This window comes from Aerococcus sp. NPDC058936 (genome assembly GCF_042741995.1).
Taxonomy (GTDB): Bacteria; Bacillota; Bacilli; order Lactobacillales; family Aerococcaceae; genus Aerococcus.
The window spans coordinates 1-23,343 of record NZ_JBHYKZ010000011.1 but is presented as its reverse complement, the minus strand read 5'-3'; the positions used below and the strand labels follow the sequence as shown (position 1 = coordinate 23,343).

The following is a 23,343-nucleotide window of genomic DNA, read 5'->3' as shown; positions in this document are numbered from 1 at the left end:
TTTCAACCCCCTTAAAAACCTTTATATGTTTTGATTACGATGCCTGTACCCATCTTCTCACCAATACCAGTTAATGCATCCGGCGCATCATCATGAGCGTTCTTACCTTCACGCTGATAAGTCATTAAGTCCTTATACAAGTCTGGCCATTTGTTGTGCCAATTCTCTGGGAAATAAACATGTTCCATGACCCAAGTAGCATTTGATAAGATCCTTGCTTGCTTATTCTTAGATTGAGTAAATTTCGAAATAACAGTGCGATTATTAGGCAATTGCCTTTCAACAGCCCTAGCAAATCCACGTCCACCATTGTTTGATTCAATATGAGCCACATTGACCGAATTTTCGGCAAATTTACGAGCTGTTAACGGTTCTGTGACTTCCATCGGTTCCTTGGTGTATATCGTATCTAGGATATAAGCATCATCATCGAATGTAACGCCGTAAATAAATCCTGCTAGATTATCGCTACCAGTGTCTGCCGTATCAATATAAGCAGCAATCTCTTTAAATTCTGGCCTTTCTCGATATGTTTTAAAGCCCGAATATAAAGCACCCTTCAAGTCGATTGGCTCTTGTTGGTAGTTAGCGTTGGCGATATCCGGTGACATCGCTTTTGTTTTTCGACTGTATTCTTCAAAGCTCAAAATGTCGTCAGAAAGCATTTCTTCTGTTTCTTCGTTAAAAGCTTTCATATTGACGTGTCTGACCTTGTAACCTATCTTAGGTAGTTCTTCTAGTGCTCTACCCGCAAGGTCTTTAGAATGCCATCTCGTCATGATTATGATAATTTTTCCACCACTTTCTAAACGTGAAAGCATTGTGTTTACAAACCAGTCCCAATGGCCATCTAAAACTGCTGCATTATTCGCTTCCAAAGCACTTTTAATCAAGTCGTCAACCACGATTATGTTTGCACCAAAACCTGTTGCCGTACCACCGGGGGAAGTTGCTAAGTAGTTTTGATAACCACCGACTAATCCCCACAAGTTCATCGCACCGTCACCACGTTTGATTTCCGTCTGTGGAAAAACATCGTTAAGCACAGTAATGTTCTCGTCCGCTTTAACTTCTTGAATGGCATTTCTAACAGATTTTGAAAAGGTTGTGGATAAGGTTTCGTTATACGAACCGGTCATAATCTTTTGAGAATGATCTTTACCAAGTACCCATTCAACAAACTTTCCTGCCGTCCGTGATTTTCCGTGTCTGGGAGGAATGTTGATAACCAATACATCGTCATCATTATTTTCAATAAAACCTTGAAATTCGCCGCATAAATCAACAAGAAACTGTCTTTCTGGCTTATAGAAACTCGGTGCAGTCAAATGGCAATAATAAAAGAAGTCACGTCTTGCGAGTTCTAATTTCGCTTGTCTGATAACAATGTGCTGTTTAGCCATCTCTTATCAACTTCTTAATGTCGTCAGTTGAAATTTCTTCAAATGGGTTTTGCGTGTTGACATTCATATTGCCGTCAATCTGTTTAACATCACGCCATTCAGCAGGCTTACGGTTTTTTAACCAGAATATTTGTGCTGTTGTGTCTGGGGAAACATGCTTATAAACCACCTTGCGCTTGAAACCATCTTCAGATTCTTCTTCAGTTACTTCTTCATAGTTGTAACCTAAAGCCCGTTTTAACAAAGCATTTTCCACTTGCCTATCAACAACTTCTTTTCCTCTTTTTAAGGACTCAAATAATGAAGGGTATTTGTTTTTCCAGTTGTTCAAGGTTTGCTCTGTAACACCTATATTATGTGCAATCTGCTTATCAGTGAGGCCATCTCTAGCCCAACCTTCAATTTTCAAAAGCCCTTCATCAGTTACCCACTCTTGATATTTACCTTTGGCCATAGCCCCACCACCTTTCAATGTATTAAAAAAAGTCACCCCTAAGGATGACTTACCAACTGAGCGATATTACTCAAAACTACATACTATGACCAGAATAGTCGACTTACACGACCTTTATTTCAAAGGGCTATGCGACACTTCCTACTGTACATTTTATGCAGTTTTCAATAAGCAAGGTTAGTCAGTGATGGTTAAATGAGCTTCATTATTTGAGCTGACTGTGCCTTGCTATAACTATTGTGGGAATCGAACCCACAGAATCGTGCTGTATTCTCGCTACCAAGCATAGTCACTGTTATATATAGTCGGGAGGTGCCCAACTTTTGCCTTGCACCATTTCCGTGGCTCAAGGACTTTACTCGTTTATCTCACGAATGGTGATCCAAAAAAAGGAGGAAATCGAGATAAGCCATCGCTACTTATCTCAATTAGCATAATACACGAATAATCAATCACCACTCTGTCAACTTTCAATCAATAATCACTCATTTTCAAAAACTAGCAAACTACCACTTTGAAAAGCTTCCGCAAATTCTATCATAGCTTTACCAACTTCACGATAGTAAGTTGCTTCACTAATCTGTTCTGCACTAAATACTTCATAGTCATAGTACCTAGTAGAATTAATGTACTTATCGTATATGCGTTTTCTAGAATAAGCATCCAAGGTATTAATTGCAGCATTGATATCTCGATATAAGCTAACTGCATCTAATTTCTTAATAGTCCCATTCTCAATTGCGCTTGAATTCATACCCGTAAAGCTTTTCGGATCTAGGCTGTATGTTGCTGTGACCTTCTGCTCAATTGGCATGCCTGACAGACGTCTAATCTTATGATAGTTCTTTAGTAAACTATCCACTTTTTCTTTTGTAGCTTTTTCATCAACTTCTGGAAATAGCATGCCAACACTCCTTCTAGTTTATTACATCCTTAACATAGTACGCTTCAATATCACTTGCCCTAATGATTCTCTCAGTCACCATACTACCGATATCCTCGTTTACATAGATATCTTGCTTATTAGATTTAACCTGTCTATCTACATGCTCATAGGCACTTTCCCCGTCTATTTCTAAGCAACCTGATTTCCCTTGAATTACCGTTACTTTTTTGTACGCCATTTTGATCTTTCCCTTTCCTGCTCACGCTCTGCAATGATGTCTTCTACCGTAACAAGTAGTATCCCTACAAAAGTACCTACCACGACAATTAGGGCAAAAGCGCCAATGCACACTAGTATTTGTGTTATTAAGCCCATATTAATCACTCCAATTTAGATATCCAGCATAGGCGTTGATTGCGTATGCAATAAAACTACCTACCATAACCCAGTTACCTACCCAACCCCACACAACAATGTTGATCAAGTTTGAAGCTATCCATAATAACCACCCGTCTGCTTTACCACCCATATTTCTGTTTTGAGCAGCAATTGCTATACCATTTTGGAAACTATCCAAGAACACCATATTTCCTTTTAGTAATAGTGAGAACAGACCCATAGCAGCGAATCCGATTGTTACTTGTTTAGCCAGTGCTTTCTTGTTTGTTACACCATCAGTGATAACTTCCCCTGCTTCGTCCGTGTTTGTTTTAAAGTACGGGATACCTTTAAAAAGTTGTGTCCCAAAGTACCACACGTTCATCCCTACTTCTGCGAAAAAGCGGTTTTGGAAATTTAAAACGAAACCAAGCACGTTGTTTGTCATATTAAAGGCGAAAGTAGTTTTTGATTTCCAAACCAAGAACATATTCCCAATCAGTCCTAGCATACCTGTTGTTGTTGATAACCAGTCAATACCGTCTAAATTGTTATAGATCGTACTACCGATTATGTATACAGCGGCGATAACTTGTAGTGTGATAACTTTTTGTTTAGTTGTCATTTTTCTTTTTCTCCAATTCTTCTACACGTTTCTCTAATTCTTCGATGCGATCCAACAATGCTTGATATTTTAATTTTTCAATGTCTGGGTGTTTCATCGTTAGTCCTCCAATAATTCTGGGTTTTCGTAGATATTTCCGATGACTTTCGCTTCTTGGTCGTTTTCTAAAAAGTCATTTAAATGGTATTCAGTTTCATACACCACAATAGAAAATCCCCAAACTGATGAGCTATCAATGACAACTTGTCCTACTACTTCTCTGTCATCTACCCTACCGCCTGTTCTAGCCGATAACACATCCATTCCTCTGATAATATCGCCCTCGTATATGTCAACACCGTTACTATCTTTTAACCCTGTGTATTGCATGAGTTCAATATTTTCAACTTCCCACGGCTGTTCAATTTCACTCATACCATATTCATCTGTTTCCCAATGCGTTCTATAGTAATCAAGCAACTTCCACTTCTCACCGTCAAAACAGATATAGATTTCATCATCACCTTGGTAGACCATCATTTCCATTCCGTTGTCCCACGCTCTAAACTTAATATCCCTCATTCCCTCTCACGCTCCCTTTCCTGTTGCTGTTCCTCCTCTAATTTTTCAATGGCTTTGTCATAATTTAAAATAGTCTGATTAATTACTATCACCGTGTCTATTAAGTCAAACAGACGGGATTCGTATAATTCTCGTTCGCTTAAGCATCGTTCTCTTTCACGTCTTAAATGTGTCAATGGATCTTCTAAACTAACTTTACTCACCATTATTTGCCTCCTAATACACAACCTTATGTCCCATTTCCCAACTTAGTTTTGAACCTCTTGTTGCAATATTTTTAAATGTAATTGATTTCTTCTTAGGCTTGCGATTTTTGTCTTTTCGCTCTTTATACTTGCTATCAGCTTTTAATAAATCATTGCCAATAATCGCTGCTAAATTCTGATATTGTCTCCAAGATGAAATCTCTGAAATTGAACTTTCTATTTTGCGGACAGTTTCGTATGGTATGTCTGCTAAACTTGCTAGTTTACTAATGCTATAGCCATTATTAATTCGGTATTGAGCGATTATATTCGGGTCAATATCGCGTGCAATGTCTCTGTGGCGCTCATACTTCCTGATGTTTTCAGGACTACGATAATCATGTCCAAAAAGCTGGGCTAATCCTTTGTCAATTTTAGGTAGCATATCCTTAATATCTTCGTCTTTATGCCAAAGGAACATCCTTACTTCACAATCTTCACGCATTTTGGTTTGGGTCATGTCAAATTCAAAAGACAGTAATTTGTATAAATCTCTAGTTGATAAGTAATTCATATTCTACCCTCCTAAAACGGTAACTGATCATCTGTGACGTTGATGCTATTTTGTTGATTAGCAAAACCACCAAACTGACTAGCGTTATTTGCTCCATACTGCCCCTGTGCGGTGCTTTGTGTTTGTTGGTTGTATTCGCCCACGTTGTTGTTTTGAGAGCCACTAGCGTTATTATTTTGGCTATTCTGACCTCTAAATCCAAAACTATCTACAACAATCTGTTTGTTATAGTGCTGCACACCATCTTTTTCATAGTTGTTATCTCTCAGTTCACCAGCTACTCCTATCATGTCGCCTTTGTGGAAATAGTTAGCAACTGCCTCAGCTCGATTTCCAAAGATCACGCAATTATGAAAGTCAGCTTGTCTATCGCCATTGGCATCCTTGTACGCTCTGTTAACGGCCACTGTAAACTTAGCTACTGCCTTGCCGTCTTGCATATGCGATAGCTCTACATCTCTTGTTAGTCGTCCGTTTAAAATTATTGTGTTATCTGCATTCATTTGCTTACTCCTTCAATTTCCACTACTACTCTTGGCTTTTCTTTGTCGATATAAAACGAATCTCTGAAATTGCCTATCTGTTTCCAACCGTCATTTTCAAGCAACCCCGCCTTTAGCATGCCGTCCAAAATGAACTTCTTACCAAAGGCGATATTATCTTTATCTTTTTTTCTATTTGGCACATACCATTTAAAATGCAAATCAATAGGCATTTCATCTTCTTTGATTTCAAGGCCTTGGTTCATCGCTGCTTTAGCTGACAACGCACATAACCTTGTAAATGCTCGTTTTGATTTAGCACCTTTCATGCGATTAGCCCTGTTGTTGTTTATATATGTGTTCAAGTCCATTAATTCGTAAGGAATGATGATCTCTTTATTCGCCATCATTACCAAACACTTTCTTTAACTCTCTTTGTTCATCATCTGTGTAGTGAATAGAATTAGCTGAATAGAAATTGCCTTCATCGTCTTTCACTCCAAATCCTTCAACTGTGGCGGGATCATTGTGTAATTTTGTGAAGCAATCTGGGCATTTTGTATAGCGATTTCCATATCGACCATAAACTTGTTGTTTTGTGTTACATGCAGGGCAATCAATCGCCACTTTTACCGAATCGCCATATTCGTACCACTTTTTGTCATGTTCCATTTCTTCTTTTTCTTTTTCTTTTTCTGGAACAAATTTTTCTTCAAAAGCTTTTGTATCAATGGTTACAGTCGGCTCATCTTGGGTGCCAATTAACTGTAATAGCAGCATTACCTTTCTTTGTGTAATTTCTTCTGCTTCAAAAGTTACTTTTCCTGCTGTTGAGCTAATCATGATTTTTGCCATTTTATTCTCCCCCTAATACTGAACTCTTTAATTTTTCTAATGCTGCAATTTCATCATCACTAACTTGTTTTGGTTCTATAGCTGATTCTTTGCCTTGGTATTTCTCTTGTCTTGTTTCTTGGTTTAGCCATTTTGGTGCTACAGATTCTTTTTGTGACTTTCCATATGACTTCTTAGCTTGTTTATTTTTGTGTTCAAGTTCTAGTGCATCAATATCATCAATGGTTGTCGCATTGTTTTCGTACCATTTCTTTAAAATGGCTCGAACATAGTTATAGTTACGTGCGTTATTATCTAAAGCTATCTGCATAGCTTTAATGACAATGTCATCGTTAAAGGTATCTATTGCATCAACTATTTGTTGGCTAGTGTAAGGATTCAAGACACCAAAATTCTGTTGGTAAAAATCAATGGCACCGATGACACCAACCTGTTCTTCCGATGGTGCTACCGAATTTTCTAACGTATCGGTTAGCGAATCGTTGCACGATACGTCGACCGTATCGGTATTAGTATTAGTATTAGCTTTATTATTAGTATTATTTTCTTTTGCTTCTTTTCTTTTAAAAATCTCTTTTTCAAAGATCTCTTTAATCTTAAAATCAATATCCCGTCCAGAAATTGACCACCATTCAATCATTCGGCTATGAGTCATTTCTAAAGAACTGATGTTTTTAACTTTTTCAATCTCACGTAAAACCATATCTTCAATGGGCTTACCACCTTTTGAAATTGAATATCTCAAAGTATTCAGTACCGCTACTTCTTGTTGCTCTTTTGAGTACACAATCATCTTGTATTTGTTCTCAAATCGCTCTAGCAGAACCTTTACTGAATCAATCGAATAGCCAAGGTCAAATGCTGCTATCTTGACTGGTAGCGCATATATGCCTATTGATGTTGTTCTGGGATTAGTCAGCAGGTAAAGCATGAAATACTTATCCTCTGGCGAAAACATATCAACTACCTTCTCATCTTCCCAAAATACTGTGCTAACTACTCTCTTGGCCATACCTTCACCTCCTCCTATTCTGCTATGTAGGTTGGAACGCCTACAATCGCCTGTATTTCTCGTTTAAACTGCTCTGCATCTGAATTTCTATCACTCAAATGCAACAAGTGAACTTCTTGTAATTTTGACAAGTCATTAGATTGCAAAAATTGTCTTACATTGTTTAATTCAAAGTGACTTGTAATAATCCGATTACGCTGCTTTTTATCAATTTTTCTATGCTGATAATTACGTACTAAAATTTCTAGACTGTAATTACACTCAATCATTAAATGAGTGATGCCAGTAAATCTATATCGAATGTAGTATGTGTCTGTCGCAAACAACACTCTTTGGCCAGACGGCGTTTCGATGAGGAAACCCAAAGGCTCTTTAGCGTCGTGTTCAATGTCAAACGGCATAATTTTCCAATTATCGGTGGTAAAATTTCTCTTAGCTTCAACATGATTGACTCTGTGGCTTGGTACACCGCTGAGTACACTTCCTGTACCCGCTGAGCAAAATATGTCTGCCGCTGTTCTGTTAACGATATCCCTAGCGTATTTGGCGTGATCTTGGTGTTCATGACTTATTAGCACTCCTTCTACTTTTGACCAATCTAGTTGCATCCTTTTTGGTTGTATACCTGCTTCTAGTAACAAGTGACTGCTACCGTCTTTTAAGAGATAGCAGTTACCTGTAGAATTGGATCCAAATGTTTCGATTTCTAGCATGATTAGAACCCTGGTAATACTGTTTCAAAGTTAGGATTTGTGTTTTCTATTTTTGGTTTAATATTATTAGCTTGTTTAGGTACTTCATGTGGTTCTTCTTGAATAGGGAATGGATCTACAATCTCTCCTTCAGTAAAATCAAGTTCTTCTGAATTTGCGTTCTGTTCGATTTCTTGTTGAACGGAATCATCAACAGTTGGCGTTACATCTTGACGAATTGGTTGTGATTCTTCTTCTGTATACATTGCCCCTAAATCAGTTGGGAATGCTTCACGCAAAGCTTGTACTAAAGCTACTTTACGAATCATTGTTGATGGAATGTCTTTCCAAGTAGATTGATTTTTTGAATATTCTTTCATACTTACTTCAGCAATAGTTGGATATTTTCTATCTTCTCTAAATACTTGCGCCCAACCACCAACTAGGGTTTCGTTTTCCAAATGGAAAGTACCTTCTCTACGATTTAGCTCACCATTACTTTTGTTAATTACAATAATTCCAGCTTTAAATCCATCGTATTTAGGATGATTTTCCGCACGTTTCATAAAAGCTTCTTTGCTAGTAATGTTTTGAGCATTATTACCATACTTAACAAGATAAACCTCTTTTAAGAACGGATTTAGTTTCTGATACTTACATAGATTCATAAACATTACTAATTCTTGGTCAGTGACCTTATCTGCTTGACCTTGAACTAGATATTGCTTAACCGTATTCATTGTTAGTTCGACTTGTTCACCATTTACTTCATACGACATTTTTGTGTTTGCTAATTGATTATTTGCCATTTTAATTCCTCCTAAAATTCAGATACATTTAGATTTTTATGTTTTGAAACTGATAAAGTGATGAGTTGTGTGTCAATGTCGATTAGCTCATTTACACCTTCTGCATTGTCGATGAATACCGGCACTTTAATTTCATAGTAGTCCATTAAGGTGTTGATGATATCTAGACCTGCATTGATTCGTGCTGCGTTATTCAATCCTGTTGAGTAGTTGTTACCGTCAACCGTTGGCTCACAAATTTCTTCAAGGCCACCGTTGATGTTTTCTTCAAACAACTTAAATTTAACGAACTTGAATTTTTCATTAATCGCATCAGTTAGAAGATTGACTTTTGTTCTGGTGAATTCTTCTAACAGGTAAAGTTGCGTTTGTAACGCCCCATAGTGTGCTGAAATCTCTTTCTCGCTATCGATAAGCTCTTGTTTACGTTTATATTGATTAGCGTATGTAGTGAACTTATATAGGTCATCATTTATAAGGAGTAATTCAGCCTTAACGATGTCGATTTTCTCGTTTAATAACGCGATATCATCTTCATGGTTAGCATCACCCGCATCGATTTTGGCTTGAATGTCTTTACCTTCTTTAGTTAGCTTTTGACCAAGTTCAGTATCCTCAAACGGTTTTTGGTCATCTTTAATAGATTTGATTTCTGTTTGAATTTGGGCAATAGATTCATCTATATCAGCGATACCTTTTTCAAGCTTTCCAATTGCACTATTGATATCCAATTTCTGTTTTTCAAATGATTCAACCGTTTCTTCGAGATCCTTGATTTTCATGGCTTTTTCTTTACCTTTTACTTGGATATCTTCAAGCTTTGTAGCTTTATCTTGATTAAATTCTTCTACTTCTTTTTGATAGTTTGCTCTGATTTCTTCAATTTGATCACCAGGTAATTCTTGGCCACACATCTTACATGTTGTTCGATGTTCATCAAAGCTAGGCATTACTTCATCTCTGACCTCAAAGAACTGTTTAGATAAGCGGTCTTTTTCTGCTGTTGTGGCTTCAATCTCTTTTGTGACATTTTTAAGGTTAAAGTTAGCTTGTTGTATCTTGTTGTTAGCCTCTGTTAACTGCATTGCTAGCTCATTTTTTTCAGTTTGTTTAGCTTGCAGCATTTCCTCAAAGCCAGAATATTCTTCTTTTAGTTGGTCTTTATAGTCAGATAATGCTTCACGATATTCTAGTTGTTTGTTAGCCAAGTCATTTTTCAACTTACTTTGACCATCGCCATTCTTGATATTTGCGATATCTTCTTGGTACTGACTGATTAGTTGTTCTTTAGCTGATTCATCAGTATGTAGCTGTTTCCTATCTAAGCCAGTTAAGTCAGGCAAACTTCTATCCACTTCATCAATTCGGCTCGGTAATGCCTTGATATCGTCATTAGCTTGCTTCATTTGCTGTTTAGTTAGTTTCATTAGTTCTTCTGCTGACTTGCCCTTTAAAAGCTCTGAAAGTGGCTTTAAATCGTTATTTGAAGCAATAACATCTGCATCGGTAATATCTCCAACCATTTCAATTAGGACTTCACGACGTTTCTTCCAATCAAGGACCTCAGGGAAGTAGTTAACGTTGGTTAATAACTTAAAGCGTTCTTCACCAATTAAGTCATCTAAATAGTCGGTATATTCTTTCTTCTTAACTGACAAATCATCAATCTTGAATGTGGTGCTATGACCAGAAAATGTATCTTCAATTGACCCACGCTTTTTGGTCCATTTTTCTGCAATCATCCGACTTAGTTTCTTTTCTTGGCCACCGACATCAAGCAGCAATTCCACTTCTGTTTCTAGGTGATGTAATTCGTTTCCTTGACTATCTAATGGTTTCCAGTCAAATTTACTATCTGACTGATCAGTTGAATTCTTACCGAATAGCGCCCATAAGAATGCATCATACAGCGTTGTCTTACCTGTACCGTTATCGCCTTGAACATTTACTGGTTCACCCTCTGGTGTAAGATCATAAGCTTGAATGCCTTTAAAATTTCTAATACTCATTTTGTTTAATTTAATTTGCATGATATAATCTCCTTAACTTAAGTTTTATTTAGCACCTATTGCCGTAGGTGCTTTTTTTATGAAAAATTTCTTGCGTGAAAGTAACTAGATATCTGCATATCTTTTAGAATTTCATCATAGTGCTCATTGATAGCTTCTATATCTTCTAAATGCACCACATCGCCACTTTCAGCATATGCTTTCACTGATATTTCAATCTGTTGTTGGCGCTGCTCTTTAATCCAATCAATTGTTTTTGTTTTCATATTTAGTCCTCCTCAAATCCAACAAATAAATCTGCCGTCTTAGCATATTGATAGGTCCTATATGCATTCCCAACTAAAGCCCAAAATAGCAGTGTTGTAATGAAACCATTGAAGTTGAATTCAATTGCCGATACCCAACCGATAAAATATGCAACTGTGACAACTGACCAATATAGAAACTTCTTACTATCGTGATTCATCTTCCTCATCCTCTCTAAATTCGTTAATATCAACGCCTAATGCGTCTGCTAACTTGAATGCTGTGTTAACATCCATACTTTTCAGTTTTCCATTTAAAAAGTTATATAGGTTTTGTGAGCTGATATTAGCTTTTAACGCTATCTGTCGAGTGCTTAACTCGTTATTTTTAATAAAATTTAGTATTAATTCTCTACTAATCAATTCTTAACCCCCTATATGTTGTATTAGAAATCAACCATCATCACTATATATTGATTAATATTATTTACCTTGTTATACTGTAATTAGCATATCGACCCATCTACCAACTGAGCGATGTGACTAAATAAAGAAATGAGGTGACAACCATGCCAAAGCAATTGTACAAACCCGGAGAGGATAATAAACGTCCAGGAGAGTATAAGGAAGTCGGGCCTAGAGGTGGATCTGTACCAAAAGGTAGACAAGTAACCATTGATCAAGGTGACCGTTTACCACCTACCCAAGAAAAAGGTCGTAAATGGAAAAAAATTTAATTTAAAACAATCTTTTTACTAGAAAATGTGTGGTAATAGTCATCACAATCTAATTGAATCCAAGATTCAGCTATTTGTTTCCCATTTTCTTTGTATTGAGTTAAGTAATGGTTGAATTTCACTCGTTTGAAAGCTTTGACTGCTGTAACAGTTACTGCGATTAAAGCGAGTGTTTTTATTGTCTTTTTCATCTTTTACATTTCCCCCACTTTGTATGTGTGTATCTCTACTAATTCTTTTAATCTTGGTAAATCTTGCTTAAATGTCACGGTTCTACTTCCTGCAGTCGCAAATTCCTTATTCTCGTTAAACCATAGAATCGGAATCACATCATAAAGTGAATCTTTTCCTGTGCGCTTGTGATAGCCACGATATGGACTAAAATAAGTTGGATTTTCATCTACAAATTCTCTGAAATCTCGTAAGAAGTTTGATACGTTTTTCTGATTAATTAGCACCTTGATGTCTTTGGCGTACACATATGGACTGTGCATAGCCCTTACTTTTACCACTTCCATGCCTACACCCCCGAAACTATTTCTAACTCTTTCAGAAATTTATTAATAAAATACTGCTGCCCTTTTCCAGTTACCTTAGGTGTACGTGTCGTACGAATAGAACCATCAGCGTTATTAATCGTCCGTTCCTTGATTTCAAATAACTCTAGGTCCATTGACTTTTGAGTCGGCATATTGAAGTCAGTACCCTTTCTCCTAATCAAAAACCCGTTTTCACGCAACCAAGAAAACAAGCGGTTTTGACCAATGTCCACACCATTTTGTCGCAGCAATTTGGATAACTCACCCACCAAAATACTGGTGTGACTTGCTGATACTGCATCAGCGAAAATCACTTTTGGCTTGTCCAAAGCTATCTGCTCTTGTAAATCAATAACTTTACGGTCAGCAATCTGCAATGCTCGCTTCATAATCATTTCTGGGCTATTCCAAGCTTTCTCTACCTGGATAAAGTATTGACGTGCTTGTTTGCCTTTTTCATTTCTCTGGATCATCGAGATTTCTTTTGCAGTGTCGATTGTTAAGGCATGGTTAATTTGTATTTGTTTTCCACCTTTTGAGTTAGGGACAAAAATGTCCGTCACTATATAGTCTGTATTTTCTTCAAGACCATATTCAGTCATCCGTTCAAACCATTTTGCATATGGTGTACCAATTTCTAAAAACTCATGTAATTCTCTACCACTTACAGCAACAGAACCATCTTCTTTTTCTTGTAAATTGAATAAGTTAATTTCGTTCATCTTTATGCTCCTTTCAAATCAACTGTTCTCTTTTGGGAACGTTTACTGTAAAAAAAATCCCTAAATCATCCGCTTCATATCCTAAAATTTCTGCCATATGAGCCAATTCATCAGCGCCAATATTAACGAAGCCATTTTCTCGTTTAGCGTATGCTCCACGACTTTTCCAGCCCATTAGATGAGCCATTTCTTCTTGAGACAGACCTTGTGCAATGCGTTCAGCTCGTAATCTTTTTAAATTAAGTTTCATAAGATACCTCCTTTCGCTTCTTGTTCTCTTTCGGGAACAACATAAATATACTCCGTTTGTTCTCGAATGTCAACAATTTGTTTTAAAAAATATTTTTTATGCTTTCTTAAACTTATTTATTGTATCCATTTGGGAACGGTGTTATAATCAAACCAACAAGATTTGAGGAGGTTACAAAATGAGGACCAACGAAGAAATAGTTACTATTATAGAAAACCGAACTAAAGAAAAAGGTCTATCAATTAGTGAACTTGCTAGACGCGTTAATATGGCTAAATCAGCAATATCTAGATATTTTAATCGCACACGAGAATTTCCCTTAAATAAAGTAGATGATTTTGCTAAAGCTCTTGATTTAGAATCTGCTTATATTTTAGGATTCTCAAAAGAGGAGACTCAATTAAGTGATATTAACACTATATACAATGATCTAGAACCTGTTAGACAAAAGAGAGTTTTTAAATTCGCAGAGGAACAACTTGAAGAACAAAGAAAATCTGAAGAAGCTGATGACATCTTAATCGCAGCACATAAGAATGATAATTTAACCGATGAAGAAGAAGCTGAGGTACAAGCTTATATAGAGAAAATTAAAAAACGTCATAAAAAGTAGGTGATTACTTGAATGAATTAGAAGATTTTATTTCTAAATATGATAATGAGCTGTATTTCCATTTTGAAGAAGATATGCCCGATGATTTATCTGGTATGATCTTGGGCAATCATATATACGTAAATAAAAGAAAACCCCTATCAGCCCAATTATCAACTGTTGCAGAAGAAGTCGGTCATTACTTCACTTCTTCCCATAAGAACATAACTAACTACGATAAATATGCAAAGGATGAGGCGATGGCACGAAGATGGTCTTACGGTCAATTGATACCTGTGGACCATATAGCTAGATACCAAGATAGTGAAGATGCTGTGTTATTATATGAAATAGCTGAAGATTTAGAGTTACCAGAGAATATTGTGGAAAGTGCTATTTATATGTATAAAGTCAAAGGTATGATTTAGGGAGGAAGTAATGGGTTTGTTTGATTTCTTGAAAAAGCTACCAGTTGATGAAGTTTTGACTAATAAAGTAAAAGCTCTAGATAGTCAGATTTCGCAGAAAAAAGCAGAATTGAAAGACTTAAAGAATCAAATTTCTAATGCTGAAAAAGACATAGAAATTTTGGATTATGGATTTTATGAAAGAAAATATAAATTTTCAGATAGCCAAAAATATAAGCAAAAATTAGCATCAATTAGAGATAAAGAAAAGCAAATGGTAAAAGATAATAAGGCTGGGATTATTGTCAACCCTATGCAGTTAAATGGCAGTGCGGCTAAAGGGAAAACTATGCAAAACCAACTTATTAAGGCTATGATTAGAGGTTTTAATGGGGAAGCTGATGCACTTCTTGTCAAAATTACAGTCAGCAATGTTGAGAGTAAAGTGAAGGCTATTGAAAGGACCTTTACTCAGCTAAATAAACTATATAAAAGAAATGAGATAACTATTCATCCTGCATACTTAAAGCTAAAGAAAGAAGAATTATACCTTGCAGCGGAATTTGAGATGCAAAAAGAAACTGAGAAACAGTTATTGCGCGAGCAACGAGAAAAAGAAAAAGAAGATAAAAAATTACAAAAAGAAATTGCAAGTAGACGCGCACAATTAAATAAAGATAGAACACATTATTCAAATATGATTCAAAAAGTACAAGACTTATTGAAAGACTCCAACCCTGAAAATAAGGAAGAATTGCTAAGGCAACTCACAGAATACGAAACTAAGTTAATAGAATTAGATGAAATAGAAGAAGATATCGATTATAGGGAAGGACATGCGACAGCCGGGTATGTATATATCATCTCTAACATAGGTTCTTTCGGTGAAGATGTGTATAAAGTAGGCGTCACCAGAAGGCTTGAGCCTCTAGACAGAATTAGAGAATTAAGTAGCGCTTCGGTTCCGTTCCAGTTTGATATTCATGCTCTAATTTTTAGTGAAAATGCATTTGGATTGGAAAACGAAATTCATAAAAAATTAGCCAAGTATAGAGTTAACCAAATTAATCAAAGAAAAGAGTACTTTAAAGTCCCTTTCTCTAAAATACAAGAAATATTAGATACACATACAGAATTAGCAATCGAGGTAACCGAAGATGCTGAGGCATTTGAATACAGACAAACACAATTAATGTTAAAAAAATAAACAAAAAACGGCCCTACTTCATAGCTGGGGAGCTGAAATAGGACTTTCATATTTCAAAAATAATATATCATATTTAGGAGGAGAAAAACTGAAATCTAAAGAGTCTTTTAAAGGTTTATATGAAAAAATTAGAGATAGAGGAATAACTTTTAACTATCACTCTAGTGAAGATGTCATTAAAATTCTATCAGAACGAAATTACTATTATCGGCTAATTAGCTACAGAAAAAACTTTTATAAAACTGACGGAAAATATAGAGGTCTAGATTTCATGGCTCTATATGATATGTCATCAATAGATACATATTTACGATCTTATCTATTTGACCTGTGTCTTGATATTGAACATATTTCTAAGACAAACTTGATGACTCATCTGACTAAAAATAATTCTGAAGATGGATATACAATTTTGGATGAATTTAAAGATGAGTTTCCATATTTATATAATAAAGCAATGAGTCATTTTAGCGGCAATAAATATAAAAAGGAAATGTACAGAAAACGAAAAAATGAAGTATCTGTTTGGGTTTTTCTTGAAATAATTGAATTCGGGACATTGAATAGATTTATTGAATTTTATATTAGCAAGTATCCTGATTTCAATAAGGTTATCAATCATTCAGACTTACAATTCATTAAGAACATAAGAAACTCATGTGCTCATAATGATGTTTACTTTATAAACTTTTTCAATGATAAGGATAAAATTGAGAGACCTAGACAAAGAACTGTATCATTAGGAAAAGAAATTAAAATAGGCAGAAATTCCATCCAATATCACAAAATACACGATTTAGTAGTCCTATTTTCTGTTCATAAAAAAAATTGTTCATTGGAATTAAACCAAAGAAGATTCAAAGAAGGAAAAATTGTCATGGAACGAGTCAAAAAGAACATACAACTTTATGACGATAGCTTAGATTACCATAGCGGTTTCTTTTCAATAAACAAATGCATTGACCACCTGAATAAATAATGGTAATATTTATTTGAGGAAACAAGGATATTCCCTTGGCTTGCACTTAATATGCAGGTTTCGCCGATGCAAATGCATCGGCTTTTTTATTAACAAAAAACCCCACTCTACACTTTGGTCGGTCGAAGAGTGAGGTACTGAAGTTTTAACAAAACGCACTATGTGTGTGCTTTTTGTATACCCTATTTTAACATAAGAAAGGAAAATTTTAAATGTGGTCGGAAAAAACAGCTAATGGAAAAGTAAAATTTGTTGAACGATACAAAGATCCGCTTACAGATAAAATGGAACGTGTAAGCGTGACAATGGAAAAGAACACAGCAAGCACTAGGAAGCAAGCTACTGCAATATTAAATCAACGAATTGAAGAATTAATAAACGCACCACAAAGTGGCTTAGCTTTAGAGGATATTGCAAATGATTGGTTTAAAGTACACAAGCAAAATGTTAAACAGTCGACTGCCCAGCGAACAGCTAACAATATAAAGTTGTTAACCAATAAATTTGGTAACGTTAAATTTGAAAAATTAGCAGCAAATATGATTAATAACTATTATTTAGAGTTGTTAACAGATGGTAGATATAAATATTCGTCAGTTGTACTCGCCAACAACACATTGAAACAAGTAATAAAATTTGCTATGAAGTATAAAGGGATTGACCAACATATGTTGCTAGACCTGCTAGAAGTGCCTAAAATCAATCGGTCTGAAAAGAATAAATTAAAATACCTAGAGCCTGATGAACTAAATCAAATTATCGACTATTTTAAAAGTGAAGATAATGAAGAATATGCTCGTATGGCAATCATACAATCTGGGACAGGTATGCGGTTTAGTGAAATGGTGGCTTTGAATTTTGATGATGTTAATTTAGAAGAACACACGATTGTTGTCAGCAAGAATTATGACCATGACCATAAAATATTTACCGCTCCTAAAAACGGTGACGATCGTGTGGTATTTTTTAATGATGATGTGAAAAAGGCGTTAACTGAACAAATCCAACACGCTAAATTGAAAATGTTAGAAACGAATAAAAATAGAGAACAACGACTTTTATTTGTAGGCAATACTGGATATCCTATTAGACCTGCACAGATGAACGTTAGCTTAAAAGGCATTATAAGCAAGCCTGTGAGCACCCATTACTTTAGACATACGTTTATATCTCTAGCTGTTCAGAACGGCGTATCAAAGGAAATAATCGCTGAACAAGTAGGTCATGCTGACACTAAGATGATAGATAAAGTATATGCTCACTTTACGAAAAAAATGCGAGCACAACAAAAAAACGCAATGCTCAATTTGAACATTGCGGAGTAGTTTGCCCCTTATCTGCCCCTTGGGGAAATAAGACAGCCTATAAATGTTGATATATCAACGATTTATTCAGCAGCTACTGGATAAACTGATACTTGTTTTTGGTCACGGCCTTTACGTTCGAAACGAACGATTCCATCAACTTTAGCAAATAAAGTATCGTCTCCACCGCGTCCTACGTTTACACCTGGGTAAATTTTAGTACCGCGTTGACGGTATAAAATTGAACCACCTGAAACTTCTTGACCGTCAGCACGTTTAGCACCTAAACGTTTTGCTTGAGAGTCACGACCGTTGGCAGTAGACCCGCCCCCTTTTTTGTGGGCGAAGAATTGTAAATTAAATTTCAACATGGGATAACCTCCTCTAATATTTCGTTGTTTTGGATACATGTATAAAGTCACTGTAATTGGCTTCAATATCTTCAGACAAGGCCAAATAGCAACTTGTTAATAACATTTGAGCAAGTTGACCCTGCTCCGTAGAGAGATCCTTGGTTAACTCAACATACAAGTAACCGCCATTTTCTTCATCGGCTTCAATAAGCGGTTCGATACTTGCCATACGTGTCAGGTTATTCACAGTTGATAAAACTACTGCGGATACGCCTGCACAGACAACATCTTGCCCATATTCACCAGCAAATGCGTGGCCAGAAACTTCAAAGCTAACAAATTGATCTTTCTCGTCAGTTTTAAAAATTGCTTGAATCATGTCATCACACTTTTAATTAAGCGTTGATTGAGTCGATAACAACTTTAGTGTATGGTTGACGATGACCTTGTTTACGGTGAGAATCTTTTTTAGCTTTGTATTTGAAAGTTGTTACTTTCTTTTGACGACCTTGTTTTTCAACAGTTGCTTCAACAGTCGCACCTTCAACTAAAGGTGTTCCTACTTTAACATCGTCACCACCAACAAAAACTACTTGATCAAAAGTAACTTTTTCTCCTGCTTCTGCATTTAATTTTTCAATGTAGATAGCTTGTCCAGCTTCAACTTTAATTTGTTTTCCACCAGTTTTAATAATTGCGTACATCTAACGCACCTCCTTATATAGACTTAGACTCGCCACGACACGTGGTCTTTTCGACGCTTAATATACGATATCATGTGCGGTTGCAGTGTGGTGCTCACACTTTTTACAACATCATATATATTACCAAATTAACCTAACCCCGTCAAGAAAATCATCATAATTAAGTTAAAAAGTTGATAAAACCTTCTTTGGACTATTTGGCGAATGCAGTAGATGATTCAATTCTTGTCCCAATCTGTTTACCAAAGACTGTATCGTGGGTAACAATCAGAATGGCTTTGCCTTGTTCTTTAGCTAAGGCCGTAATCAAACCACCGATTTGATCCGCTGATTCTCTATCCAAAGCTGAAGTAGGTTCATCAAAACACAATACACTTGGGTTTAACATTAACGCTCTAGCAATTGCTACCCGTTGCTTCTGTCCACCCGATAATGTGGATGGGAATACATCTGCTTTGTCAGATAAACCAACATCTGCTAATAATTTTTTACCCTCTTCAATCAATGCTGCTTTATTTTTCAGACCTTGTGCTAAGGGGGCTTCAATCAGATTTTGAATTACGGTTAAATTCGGAAATAATTGATAATCCTGGAAAACCATTCCTAATTCATTTTGATAAGCACGGCGTTCACTATTTGAACTATAGACTGCTTTAGTGCCGTTGTCTTTTGATAAGACTTTGCCGTTAATTTCAATCGTGCCGCGGTCAGCTTCTTCAAGATTGTTGATAATACGCATAAATGTTGTTTTACCTGTCCCTGAACGACCTAGTAATATCACCACTTCACCTGGGTTGATTTCAAAATTATAATCTTTAATAACTTGGTTATCCTTATAAGCCTTATTTAGTCCTGATACTTTCAATGACATACGATGACCTCCCTTTTACCATTTCAATTGGTTTTCAAATTTGCGTAAGACGAATGTGAGTCCTGCTGTGACGATTAGGTATATAGCTCCCGCAACTAAGTATGGTGCTAGCGATGCATAGGTATTCGCTGCGATATTTCCGGCTCTTAGTAACTCGCCAAGACCGATAACATATACTAATGAAGTATCTTTAACTAAGGAAATCACTTCGTTACCAATTGAAGGTAATACAATGTTTACTACTTGTGGTAAGATAATTCTTCTAAAACCACGGATTTTACCAATACCTAATACCGAAATACTTTCATATTGACCGTCCGGCACTGCTGAAATACCACCTCTAAAGATTTCTGCAAAATAAGCAGCATAGTTAATCACATATGCAAGAACAGCTGCTGGGAATCGATCCATAGCGATACCAATATATGGTAAACCAAAGAAAATCACCATCAATTGAAGCATTAGTGGACTACCACGCATGATGAAAACATAAGCTTCAATAATTCCTTGTAACCATTTTGGTCCAAAGACACGTAAGATTCCGATTAAGAAACCGATTGGTACTGAAATGACTAATACGATTGCAAATAAAAGTAAAGTGAGTTTTAATCCGTTTAATAATGATGGTAATACTGTCATCACAATATTTGATGAGCCCGTGGATTCTGAATCTTCACCAAACCATTTCGCTTCAATTTCATCATATGTACCATTTTGTCTTAACTCTTCAATCCCCGCATCCACTTGTTCTTTTAATTCGGTATCAGATTTTCTGAAACCAACACCCATCGGTTCGATAGATGTTTCATCTACAAAGTACTCATATTCATCCAAAGTCCCTTTTTGATTTAAGGTATAACGAGAATAAATATCCCCAGCATAGATAGCATCCACACGGTCAGCATCCAAATCAGCAAATACTTCATTGTATGAAGGATATAAGACGGGTTCATCAGCTAATTGGTTGTATAGGTCTTCTGGCCACTCTTGCATAAATGTTAAGGCTGTAGACCCAGATTGAGTGGCTATTGTTTTACCCGCTAAATCTGAAAGTTCCTCAATACCCGAACCTTTTTTACTAATAACCGTTTGACCAGATTCGATATAAGGTTCAGAGAACAAAACCATTTCTTCACGTTCCGGTGTGATGCCATAACCATTCCAGATCATATCGATATTCCCTGAATTTAACTCAGTTTCTTTCATCGCCCAATCAATTGGTTGAAACTCTAAATTCCAACCATATAGGTCAGCTACAGCATTGGCCAGGTCGATGTCAAAGCCGACTAATTCACCTGACCCGTCACGGAAACCCATTGGCGCAAATGTATCGTCTAAACCGATAACATAAGTTTCGCCGCTCGTATCCTCAGATTCCGTTGCTCTAACTGATGTTTGTCCTACAGCAAACACTAATCCTAACGATAAAATAATTGATAATAATAGATTACTAAATGTAAAATTCTTCATTACTTCCACCCTCCAGTTGAATAAAAAAAACGCCCTTCTACACCAAACGCCGTTGGTATAAAAGGACGTGAAATAAACGTGGTTCCACCTTTTTTCATAGTAACCTCACGATTACTATCTCTGCGTGTCAAACTTGACACTGTGATTAACGCTCACGCACGAATTATTTTTAATAATTTGCTCTTGGGTGTGTAGATACGATTTTTATACCTATTCTCAGCTTCGCTAGGCTCTCTTTAATAAAAGGTTCGTAACCTCTTCCAATCAACACTTTTCATATTTGTAAATTCATTATAATCATTTTTTAATTTTTAATCAAGCATTATTTTTCAAACCAAATCACTAATTTCTGAATTAGCCAAATAAAAATAAATCCTAAGAAGGCATTGAATAATAATGATGGTATATAGTTTTGGCTTAAAAAGTAATTATAGGCGCTATTATGTATATCGATTAAATAATACAAGGCATAGATAAAGTGCGTATAACCAGTATAAACAATTAATAGCCACAACCAGATTGTATAAAAATTCATTGGGAACTTTTTAATGACAGCCCTAGTTAGAATGACGATTATCGGAAATAGGAATAAATTCACACCCAAGATTGAAGAATAATAGGCGTCGTATATAAAACCTATGACAATGCTCACTAAGAATATATTCGTATCATTCATTAAATATACAGCGAGTAAGGTGATCACCATTAGCGTAAACTGGGGACTGATTTGAAAGTTCTCACTACCTAAACTGTAGGATAGCATGGTCATGACACTACCATCTAACAATAGAATTAAGAATACAAAACTTGGAATCAAAAAGTTATTCTTAAAAAAATGTAACATACTGACCTCCCCTACTCATCACTAGCTGAAGAGGCAGAAGATGATTCATCAGCTTGGTCCTCACTATCAGCAGATGAGTCGCTTGAAGAGTTATTCAAAGTCATGACAACCAATACAGTTCGGATATCTTTAAAGTCAGCAGCTGGTTTTACTCTAACAGACTGAGACAAGCCAAAGTTATCAGATGAAGCTGAGGTTACTTCACCAATAATTAACCCTTCTGGAGATACTCCACCAAGCCCACTTGTTGTCACAGTGTTACCTTCAGAAATTTGAGCATCTTTCGGCACTTGTTCAAGAATCAATTCCTGTGATTTTTCATCATAGTCGGATAAAATACCAGACACAATACCATCATCCGTTTGAATACTGACAGCAACATTCGTCATTTGATTATTTTCAGTAATTAGTAACTGAACTTTAGAACTAGTAGCAGATACTTCAGTTACATGCCCAACAAGACCACTCTCAGTCATTACAGACATGTTCTTCTCAACGCCACTATTGGCCCCTACATCAATTGTAATAGAGTCTAACCAAGTATCAGGTGATCTAGAAATAACAGATGAAGCAATTACATTTTTACCCACCAAAGACGGTTGTAAGTCTAGTAAGGCAGATAATTCTTCATTCTCACTTTGTAATATCTCATTTTGAGCCTCTAGTTCCTCAAGCGAAGAAATTTGGCTTTTCAATCGTTGGTTTTCTTCATAAGTGTTCATTAAATCGTTAATTGAATCTGTAAAGCGCATCATCGCATTCGTAGGTGTAGAAACAAATCTACCCACAACAGCGGTCACATCATTCACCCATAAGATTGGTTTGGGCATCTGTGATTGACTAAATATTGAGTAGGCAATCATACTGAATGAAGTGATGACACTAACAAGCAGGACAATTAATTTTTTATTTTCAAAAAATCGTCGCAATATTATCCATCCCTTCACTTACATATGGTATTTATTATAACAAAGTCTAAAGTTAATTTGTAATGTTTATCTATGCATTTCTATCCTTAATGTTTATTTTAGGATAATCTTAAGAGAATATAAAATGCATAAACGAAAAAAGAGAAGCTTTCGCCTCCCTTTTCAAAAATAGGCTCTACAATATATAGGACTGATGACTTCAAAAAAGTCATTGGTTCTATATTTTTTTTACAAAAAAAGAGGAATCTCCATTATCATAAAGTTA

35 protein-coding genes and 2 other annotated features are annotated in these 23,343 nt (G+C 36.0%); of the genes, 6 read left to right on the top strand and 29 right to left on the bottom strand.

What is annotated here, in order from left to right; all coding sequences use genetic code 11:
- Positions 1-11: 11 nt before the first annotated feature.
- The 18 genes from terL to ACFW0C_RS08780 form a co-directional block, all read right to left on the bottom strand.
- Positions 12-1,403 carry a phage terminase large subunit gene (gene terL, locus ACFW0C_RS08865; protein ID WP_378106858.1) on the bottom strand — a complete coding sequence of 464 codons (1,392 nt, stop codon included), beginning with the start codon at positions 1,401-1,403 and terminating at the stop codon, positions 12-14.
- Positions 1,396-1,857 (bottom strand): helix-turn-helix domain-containing protein, encoded by a 462-nt coding sequence (locus tag ACFW0C_RS08860; RefSeq protein ID WP_378101251.1) that lies wholly within the window; start codon positions 1,855-1,857, stop codon positions 1,396-1,398. The genes terL and ACFW0C_RS08860 overlap by 8 nt, the downstream gene beginning before the upstream one ends.
- A gap of 481 nt (positions 1,858-2,338) precedes the next feature.
- Positions 2,339-2,761 carry an ArpU family phage packaging/lysis transcriptional regulator gene (locus ACFW0C_RS08855; RefSeq protein ID WP_378106857.1) on the bottom strand — a complete coding sequence of 141 codons (423 nt, stop codon included), beginning with the start codon at positions 2,759-2,761 and terminating at the stop codon, positions 2,339-2,341.
- A 13-nt stretch (positions 2,762-2,774) separates the two neighbouring features.
- Positions 2,775-2,981: a hypothetical protein gene (locus tag ACFW0C_RS08850; protein WP_378106856.1), complete on the bottom strand. Its 207-nt coding sequence runs from the start codon at positions 2,979-2,981 to the stop codon at positions 2,775-2,777.
- 138 nt (positions 2,982-3,119) lie between these two features.
- A complete protein-coding gene (gene pnuC / locus ACFW0C_RS08845; protein ID WP_378106855.1) occupies positions 3,120-3,746 on the bottom strand; it encodes a nicotinamide riboside transporter PnuC in 627 nt (208 codons plus the stop codon).
- A 99-nt stretch (positions 3,747-3,845) separates the two neighbouring features.
- The gene (locus ACFW0C_RS08840; RefSeq protein WP_378106854.1) at positions 3,846-4,307 is read right to left on the bottom strand and encodes a YopX family protein; all 462 of its coding nucleotides are present in this window, start codon (positions 4,305-4,307) and stop codon (positions 3,846-3,848) included.
- The gene (locus tag ACFW0C_RS08835; protein ID WP_378106853.1) at positions 4,304-4,513 is read right to left on the bottom strand and encodes a hypothetical protein; all 210 of its coding nucleotides are present in this window, start codon (positions 4,511-4,513) and stop codon (positions 4,304-4,306) included. The genes ACFW0C_RS08840 and ACFW0C_RS08835 overlap by 4 nt, the downstream gene beginning before the upstream one ends.
- 10 nt (positions 4,514-4,523) lie before the next feature.
- On the bottom strand, positions 4,524-5,066 hold the full coding sequence (locus ACFW0C_RS08830) for a hypothetical protein (protein ID WP_378106852.1): 543 nt from the start codon (positions 5,064-5,066) through the stop codon (positions 4,524-4,526).
- Positions 5,067-5,077: 11 nt separating this feature from the next.
- Positions 5,078-5,569, bottom strand: coding sequence for a single-stranded DNA-binding protein (locus tag ACFW0C_RS08825; protein ID WP_378106851.1), 492 nt, complete (start codon positions 5,567-5,569; stop codon positions 5,078-5,080).
- The gene (locus ACFW0C_RS08820) at positions 5,566-5,958 is read right to left on the bottom strand and encodes a RusA family crossover junction endodeoxyribonuclease (RefSeq protein WP_378106850.1); all 393 of its coding nucleotides are present in this window, start codon (positions 5,956-5,958) and stop codon (positions 5,566-5,568) included. Before ACFW0C_RS08820 ends, ACFW0C_RS08825 begins: the two co-directional genes overlap by 4 nt.
- On the bottom strand, positions 5,945-6,403 hold the full coding sequence (locus ACFW0C_RS08815) for a hypothetical protein (protein ID WP_378106849.1): 459 nt from the start codon (positions 6,401-6,403) through the stop codon (positions 5,945-5,947). The genes ACFW0C_RS08820 and ACFW0C_RS08815 overlap by 14 nt, the downstream gene beginning before the upstream one ends.
- Before the next feature lies 1 nt (position 6,404).
- Positions 6,405-7,415, bottom strand: coding sequence for a DnaD domain-containing protein (locus tag ACFW0C_RS08810; protein WP_378106848.1), 1,011 nt, complete (start codon positions 7,413-7,415; stop codon positions 6,405-6,407).
- A gap of 14 nt (positions 7,416-7,429) precedes the next feature.
- Positions 7,430-8,128 carry an MBL fold metallo-hydrolase gene (locus ACFW0C_RS08805; protein WP_378106847.1) on the bottom strand — a complete coding sequence of 233 codons (699 nt, stop codon included), beginning with the start codon at positions 8,126-8,128 and terminating at the stop codon, positions 7,430-7,432.
- A 2-nt stretch (positions 8,129-8,130) separates the two neighbouring features.
- Positions 8,131-8,916, bottom strand: a complete 786-nt coding sequence (bet, locus tag ACFW0C_RS08800) for a phage recombination protein Bet (RefSeq protein WP_378106846.1) — start codon at positions 8,914-8,916, stop codon at positions 8,131-8,133.
- 11 nt (positions 8,917-8,927) lie between these two features.
- A complete protein-coding gene (locus ACFW0C_RS08795) occupies positions 8,928-10,946 on the bottom strand; it encodes an AAA family ATPase (protein WP_378106845.1) in 2,019 nt (672 codons plus the stop codon).
- A gap of 56 nt (positions 10,947-11,002) precedes the next feature.
- Positions 11,003-11,191, bottom strand: coding sequence for a hypothetical protein (locus ACFW0C_RS08790; protein ID WP_378106844.1), 189 nt, complete (start codon positions 11,189-11,191; stop codon positions 11,003-11,005).
- Between the two features lie 2 nt (positions 11,192-11,193).
- Complete coding sequence (locus tag ACFW0C_RS08785; protein ID WP_378106843.1) at positions 11,194-11,391, bottom strand: hypothetical protein; 198 nt, start codon at positions 11,389-11,391, stop codon at positions 11,194-11,196.
- Positions 11,378-11,593 (bottom strand): helix-turn-helix transcriptional regulator, encoded by a 216-nt coding sequence (locus ACFW0C_RS08780; RefSeq protein ID WP_325756552.1) that lies wholly within the window; start codon positions 11,591-11,593, stop codon positions 11,378-11,380. The genes ACFW0C_RS08785 and ACFW0C_RS08780 overlap by 14 nt, the downstream gene beginning before the upstream one ends.
- 146 nt (positions 11,594-11,739) lie before the next feature.
- Between ACFW0C_RS08780 and ACFW0C_RS08775 the strand changes: the two genes are divergently transcribed.
- Entirely contained in the window at positions 11,740-11,907 is a 168-nt protein-coding gene (locus tag ACFW0C_RS08775; RefSeq protein WP_325756553.1) for a YjzC family protein, read from the top strand.
- On the opposite strand, the gene ACFW0C_RS08770 is transcribed toward ACFW0C_RS08775, so the two are convergent.
- From ACFW0C_RS08770 to ACFW0C_RS08755, 4 genes are read right to left on the bottom strand one after another with little or no spacing between them, the layout of a single operon-like run.
- Positions 11,904-12,098, bottom strand: coding sequence for a hypothetical protein (locus tag ACFW0C_RS08770; protein WP_325756554.1), 195 nt, complete (start codon positions 12,096-12,098; stop codon positions 11,904-11,906). The two genes, ACFW0C_RS08775 and ACFW0C_RS08770, sit on opposite strands and share 4 nt — an antisense overlap.
- 3 nt (positions 12,099-12,101) lie before the next feature.
- Positions 12,102-12,425 (bottom strand): hypothetical protein, encoded by a 324-nt coding sequence (locus ACFW0C_RS08765; protein WP_378106842.1) that lies wholly within the window; start codon positions 12,423-12,425, stop codon positions 12,102-12,104.
- Positions 12,426-12,427: 2 nt separating this feature from the next.
- Positions 12,428-13,168 (bottom strand): phage antirepressor KilAC domain-containing protein, encoded by a 741-nt coding sequence (locus ACFW0C_RS08760; RefSeq protein WP_378106841.1) that lies wholly within the window; start codon positions 13,166-13,168, stop codon positions 12,428-12,430.
- A gap of 13 nt (positions 13,169-13,181) precedes the next feature.
- Positions 13,182-13,418, bottom strand: coding sequence for a helix-turn-helix domain-containing protein (locus ACFW0C_RS08755; RefSeq protein ID WP_378106840.1), 237 nt, complete (start codon positions 13,416-13,418; stop codon positions 13,182-13,184).
- Positions 13,419-13,596: 178 nt separating this feature from the next.
- On the opposite strand from ACFW0C_RS08755, the gene ACFW0C_RS08750 reads away from it, so the two are divergent.
- The 5 genes from ACFW0C_RS08750 to ACFW0C_RS08730 all read left to right on the top strand — a co-directional run bounded on the left by ACFW0C_RS08750 (position 13,597) and on the right by ACFW0C_RS08730 (position 17,928).
- The gene (locus tag ACFW0C_RS08750) at positions 13,597-14,031 is read left to right on the top strand and encodes a helix-turn-helix domain-containing protein (protein WP_378106839.1); all 435 of its coding nucleotides are present in this window, start codon (positions 13,597-13,599) and stop codon (positions 14,029-14,031) included.
- An 8-nt stretch (positions 14,032-14,039) separates the two neighbouring features.
- Positions 14,040-14,438 (top strand): ImmA/IrrE family metallo-endopeptidase, encoded by a 399-nt coding sequence (locus tag ACFW0C_RS08745; RefSeq protein ID WP_378106838.1) that lies wholly within the window; start codon positions 14,040-14,042, stop codon positions 14,436-14,438.
- A 10-nt stretch (positions 14,439-14,448) separates the two neighbouring features.
- Entirely contained in the window at positions 14,449-15,624 is a 1,176-nt protein-coding gene (locus tag ACFW0C_RS08740; protein WP_378106837.1) for a DUF4041 domain-containing protein, read from the top strand.
- 37 nt (positions 15,625-15,661) lie between these two features.
- The gene (locus ACFW0C_RS08735; protein WP_378106905.1) at positions 15,662-16,603 is read left to right on the top strand and encodes an Abi family protein; all 942 of its coding nucleotides are present in this window, start codon (positions 15,662-15,664) and stop codon (positions 16,601-16,603) included.
- Positions 16,604-16,815: 212 nt separating this feature from the next.
- Positions 16,816-17,928, top strand: a complete 1,113-nt coding sequence (locus ACFW0C_RS08730) for a tyrosine-type recombinase/integrase (RefSeq protein ID WP_378106836.1) — start codon at positions 16,816-16,818, stop codon at positions 17,926-17,928.
- A gap of 62 nt (positions 17,929-17,990) precedes the next feature.
- Here the strand turns inward: ACFW0C_RS08730 and rpmA are convergent, their stop codons facing one another.
- The 7 genes from rpmA to mreC all read right to left on the bottom strand — a co-directional run bounded on the left by rpmA (position 17,991) and on the right by mreC (position 23,078).
- Complete coding sequence (gene rpmA / locus ACFW0C_RS08725; RefSeq protein ID WP_290490799.1) at positions 17,991-18,278, bottom strand: 50S ribosomal protein L27; 288 nt, start codon at positions 18,276-18,278, stop codon at positions 17,991-17,993.
- 13 nt (positions 18,279-18,291) lie between these two features.
- Positions 18,292-18,639, bottom strand: coding sequence for a ribosomal-processing cysteine protease Prp (locus ACFW0C_RS08720; protein WP_290490800.1), 348 nt, complete (start codon positions 18,637-18,639; stop codon positions 18,292-18,294).
- 16 nt (positions 18,640-18,655) lie between these two features.
- Positions 18,656-18,964: a 50S ribosomal protein L21 gene (rplU, locus tag ACFW0C_RS08715; protein ID WP_290490801.1), complete on the bottom strand. Its 309-nt coding sequence runs from the start codon at positions 18,962-18,964 to the stop codon at positions 18,656-18,658.
- Between the two features lie 15 nt (positions 18,965-18,979).
- Positions 18,980-19,056 (bottom strand) — a sequence feature (ribosomal protein L21 leader region).
- A gap of 101 nt (positions 19,057-19,157) precedes the next feature.
- Positions 19,158-19,835 (bottom strand): amino acid ABC transporter ATP-binding protein, encoded by a 678-nt coding sequence (locus ACFW0C_RS08710; protein WP_290490802.1) that lies wholly within the window; start codon positions 19,833-19,835, stop codon positions 19,158-19,160.
- Positions 19,836-19,850: 15 nt separating this feature from the next.
- Positions 19,851-21,305, bottom strand: coding sequence for an ABC transporter permease subunit (locus ACFW0C_RS08705; protein WP_378106835.1), 1,455 nt, complete (start codon positions 21,303-21,305; stop codon positions 19,851-19,853).
- A 58-nt stretch (positions 21,306-21,363) separates the two neighbouring features.
- Positions 21,364-21,582, bottom strand: a binding site (T-box leader).
- Between the two features lie 45 nt (positions 21,583-21,627).
- Positions 21,628-22,149 (bottom strand): rod shape-determining protein MreD, encoded by a 522-nt coding sequence (gene mreD, locus ACFW0C_RS08700; protein ID WP_290490804.1) that lies wholly within the window; start codon positions 22,147-22,149, stop codon positions 21,628-21,630.
- Positions 22,150-22,160: 11 nt separating this feature from the next.
- The gene (mreC, locus tag ACFW0C_RS08695) at positions 22,161-23,078 is read right to left on the bottom strand and encodes a rod shape-determining protein MreC (protein WP_378106834.1); all 918 of its coding nucleotides are present in this window, start codon (positions 23,076-23,078) and stop codon (positions 22,161-22,163) included.
- Positions 23,079-23,343: the final 265 nt, after the last annotated feature.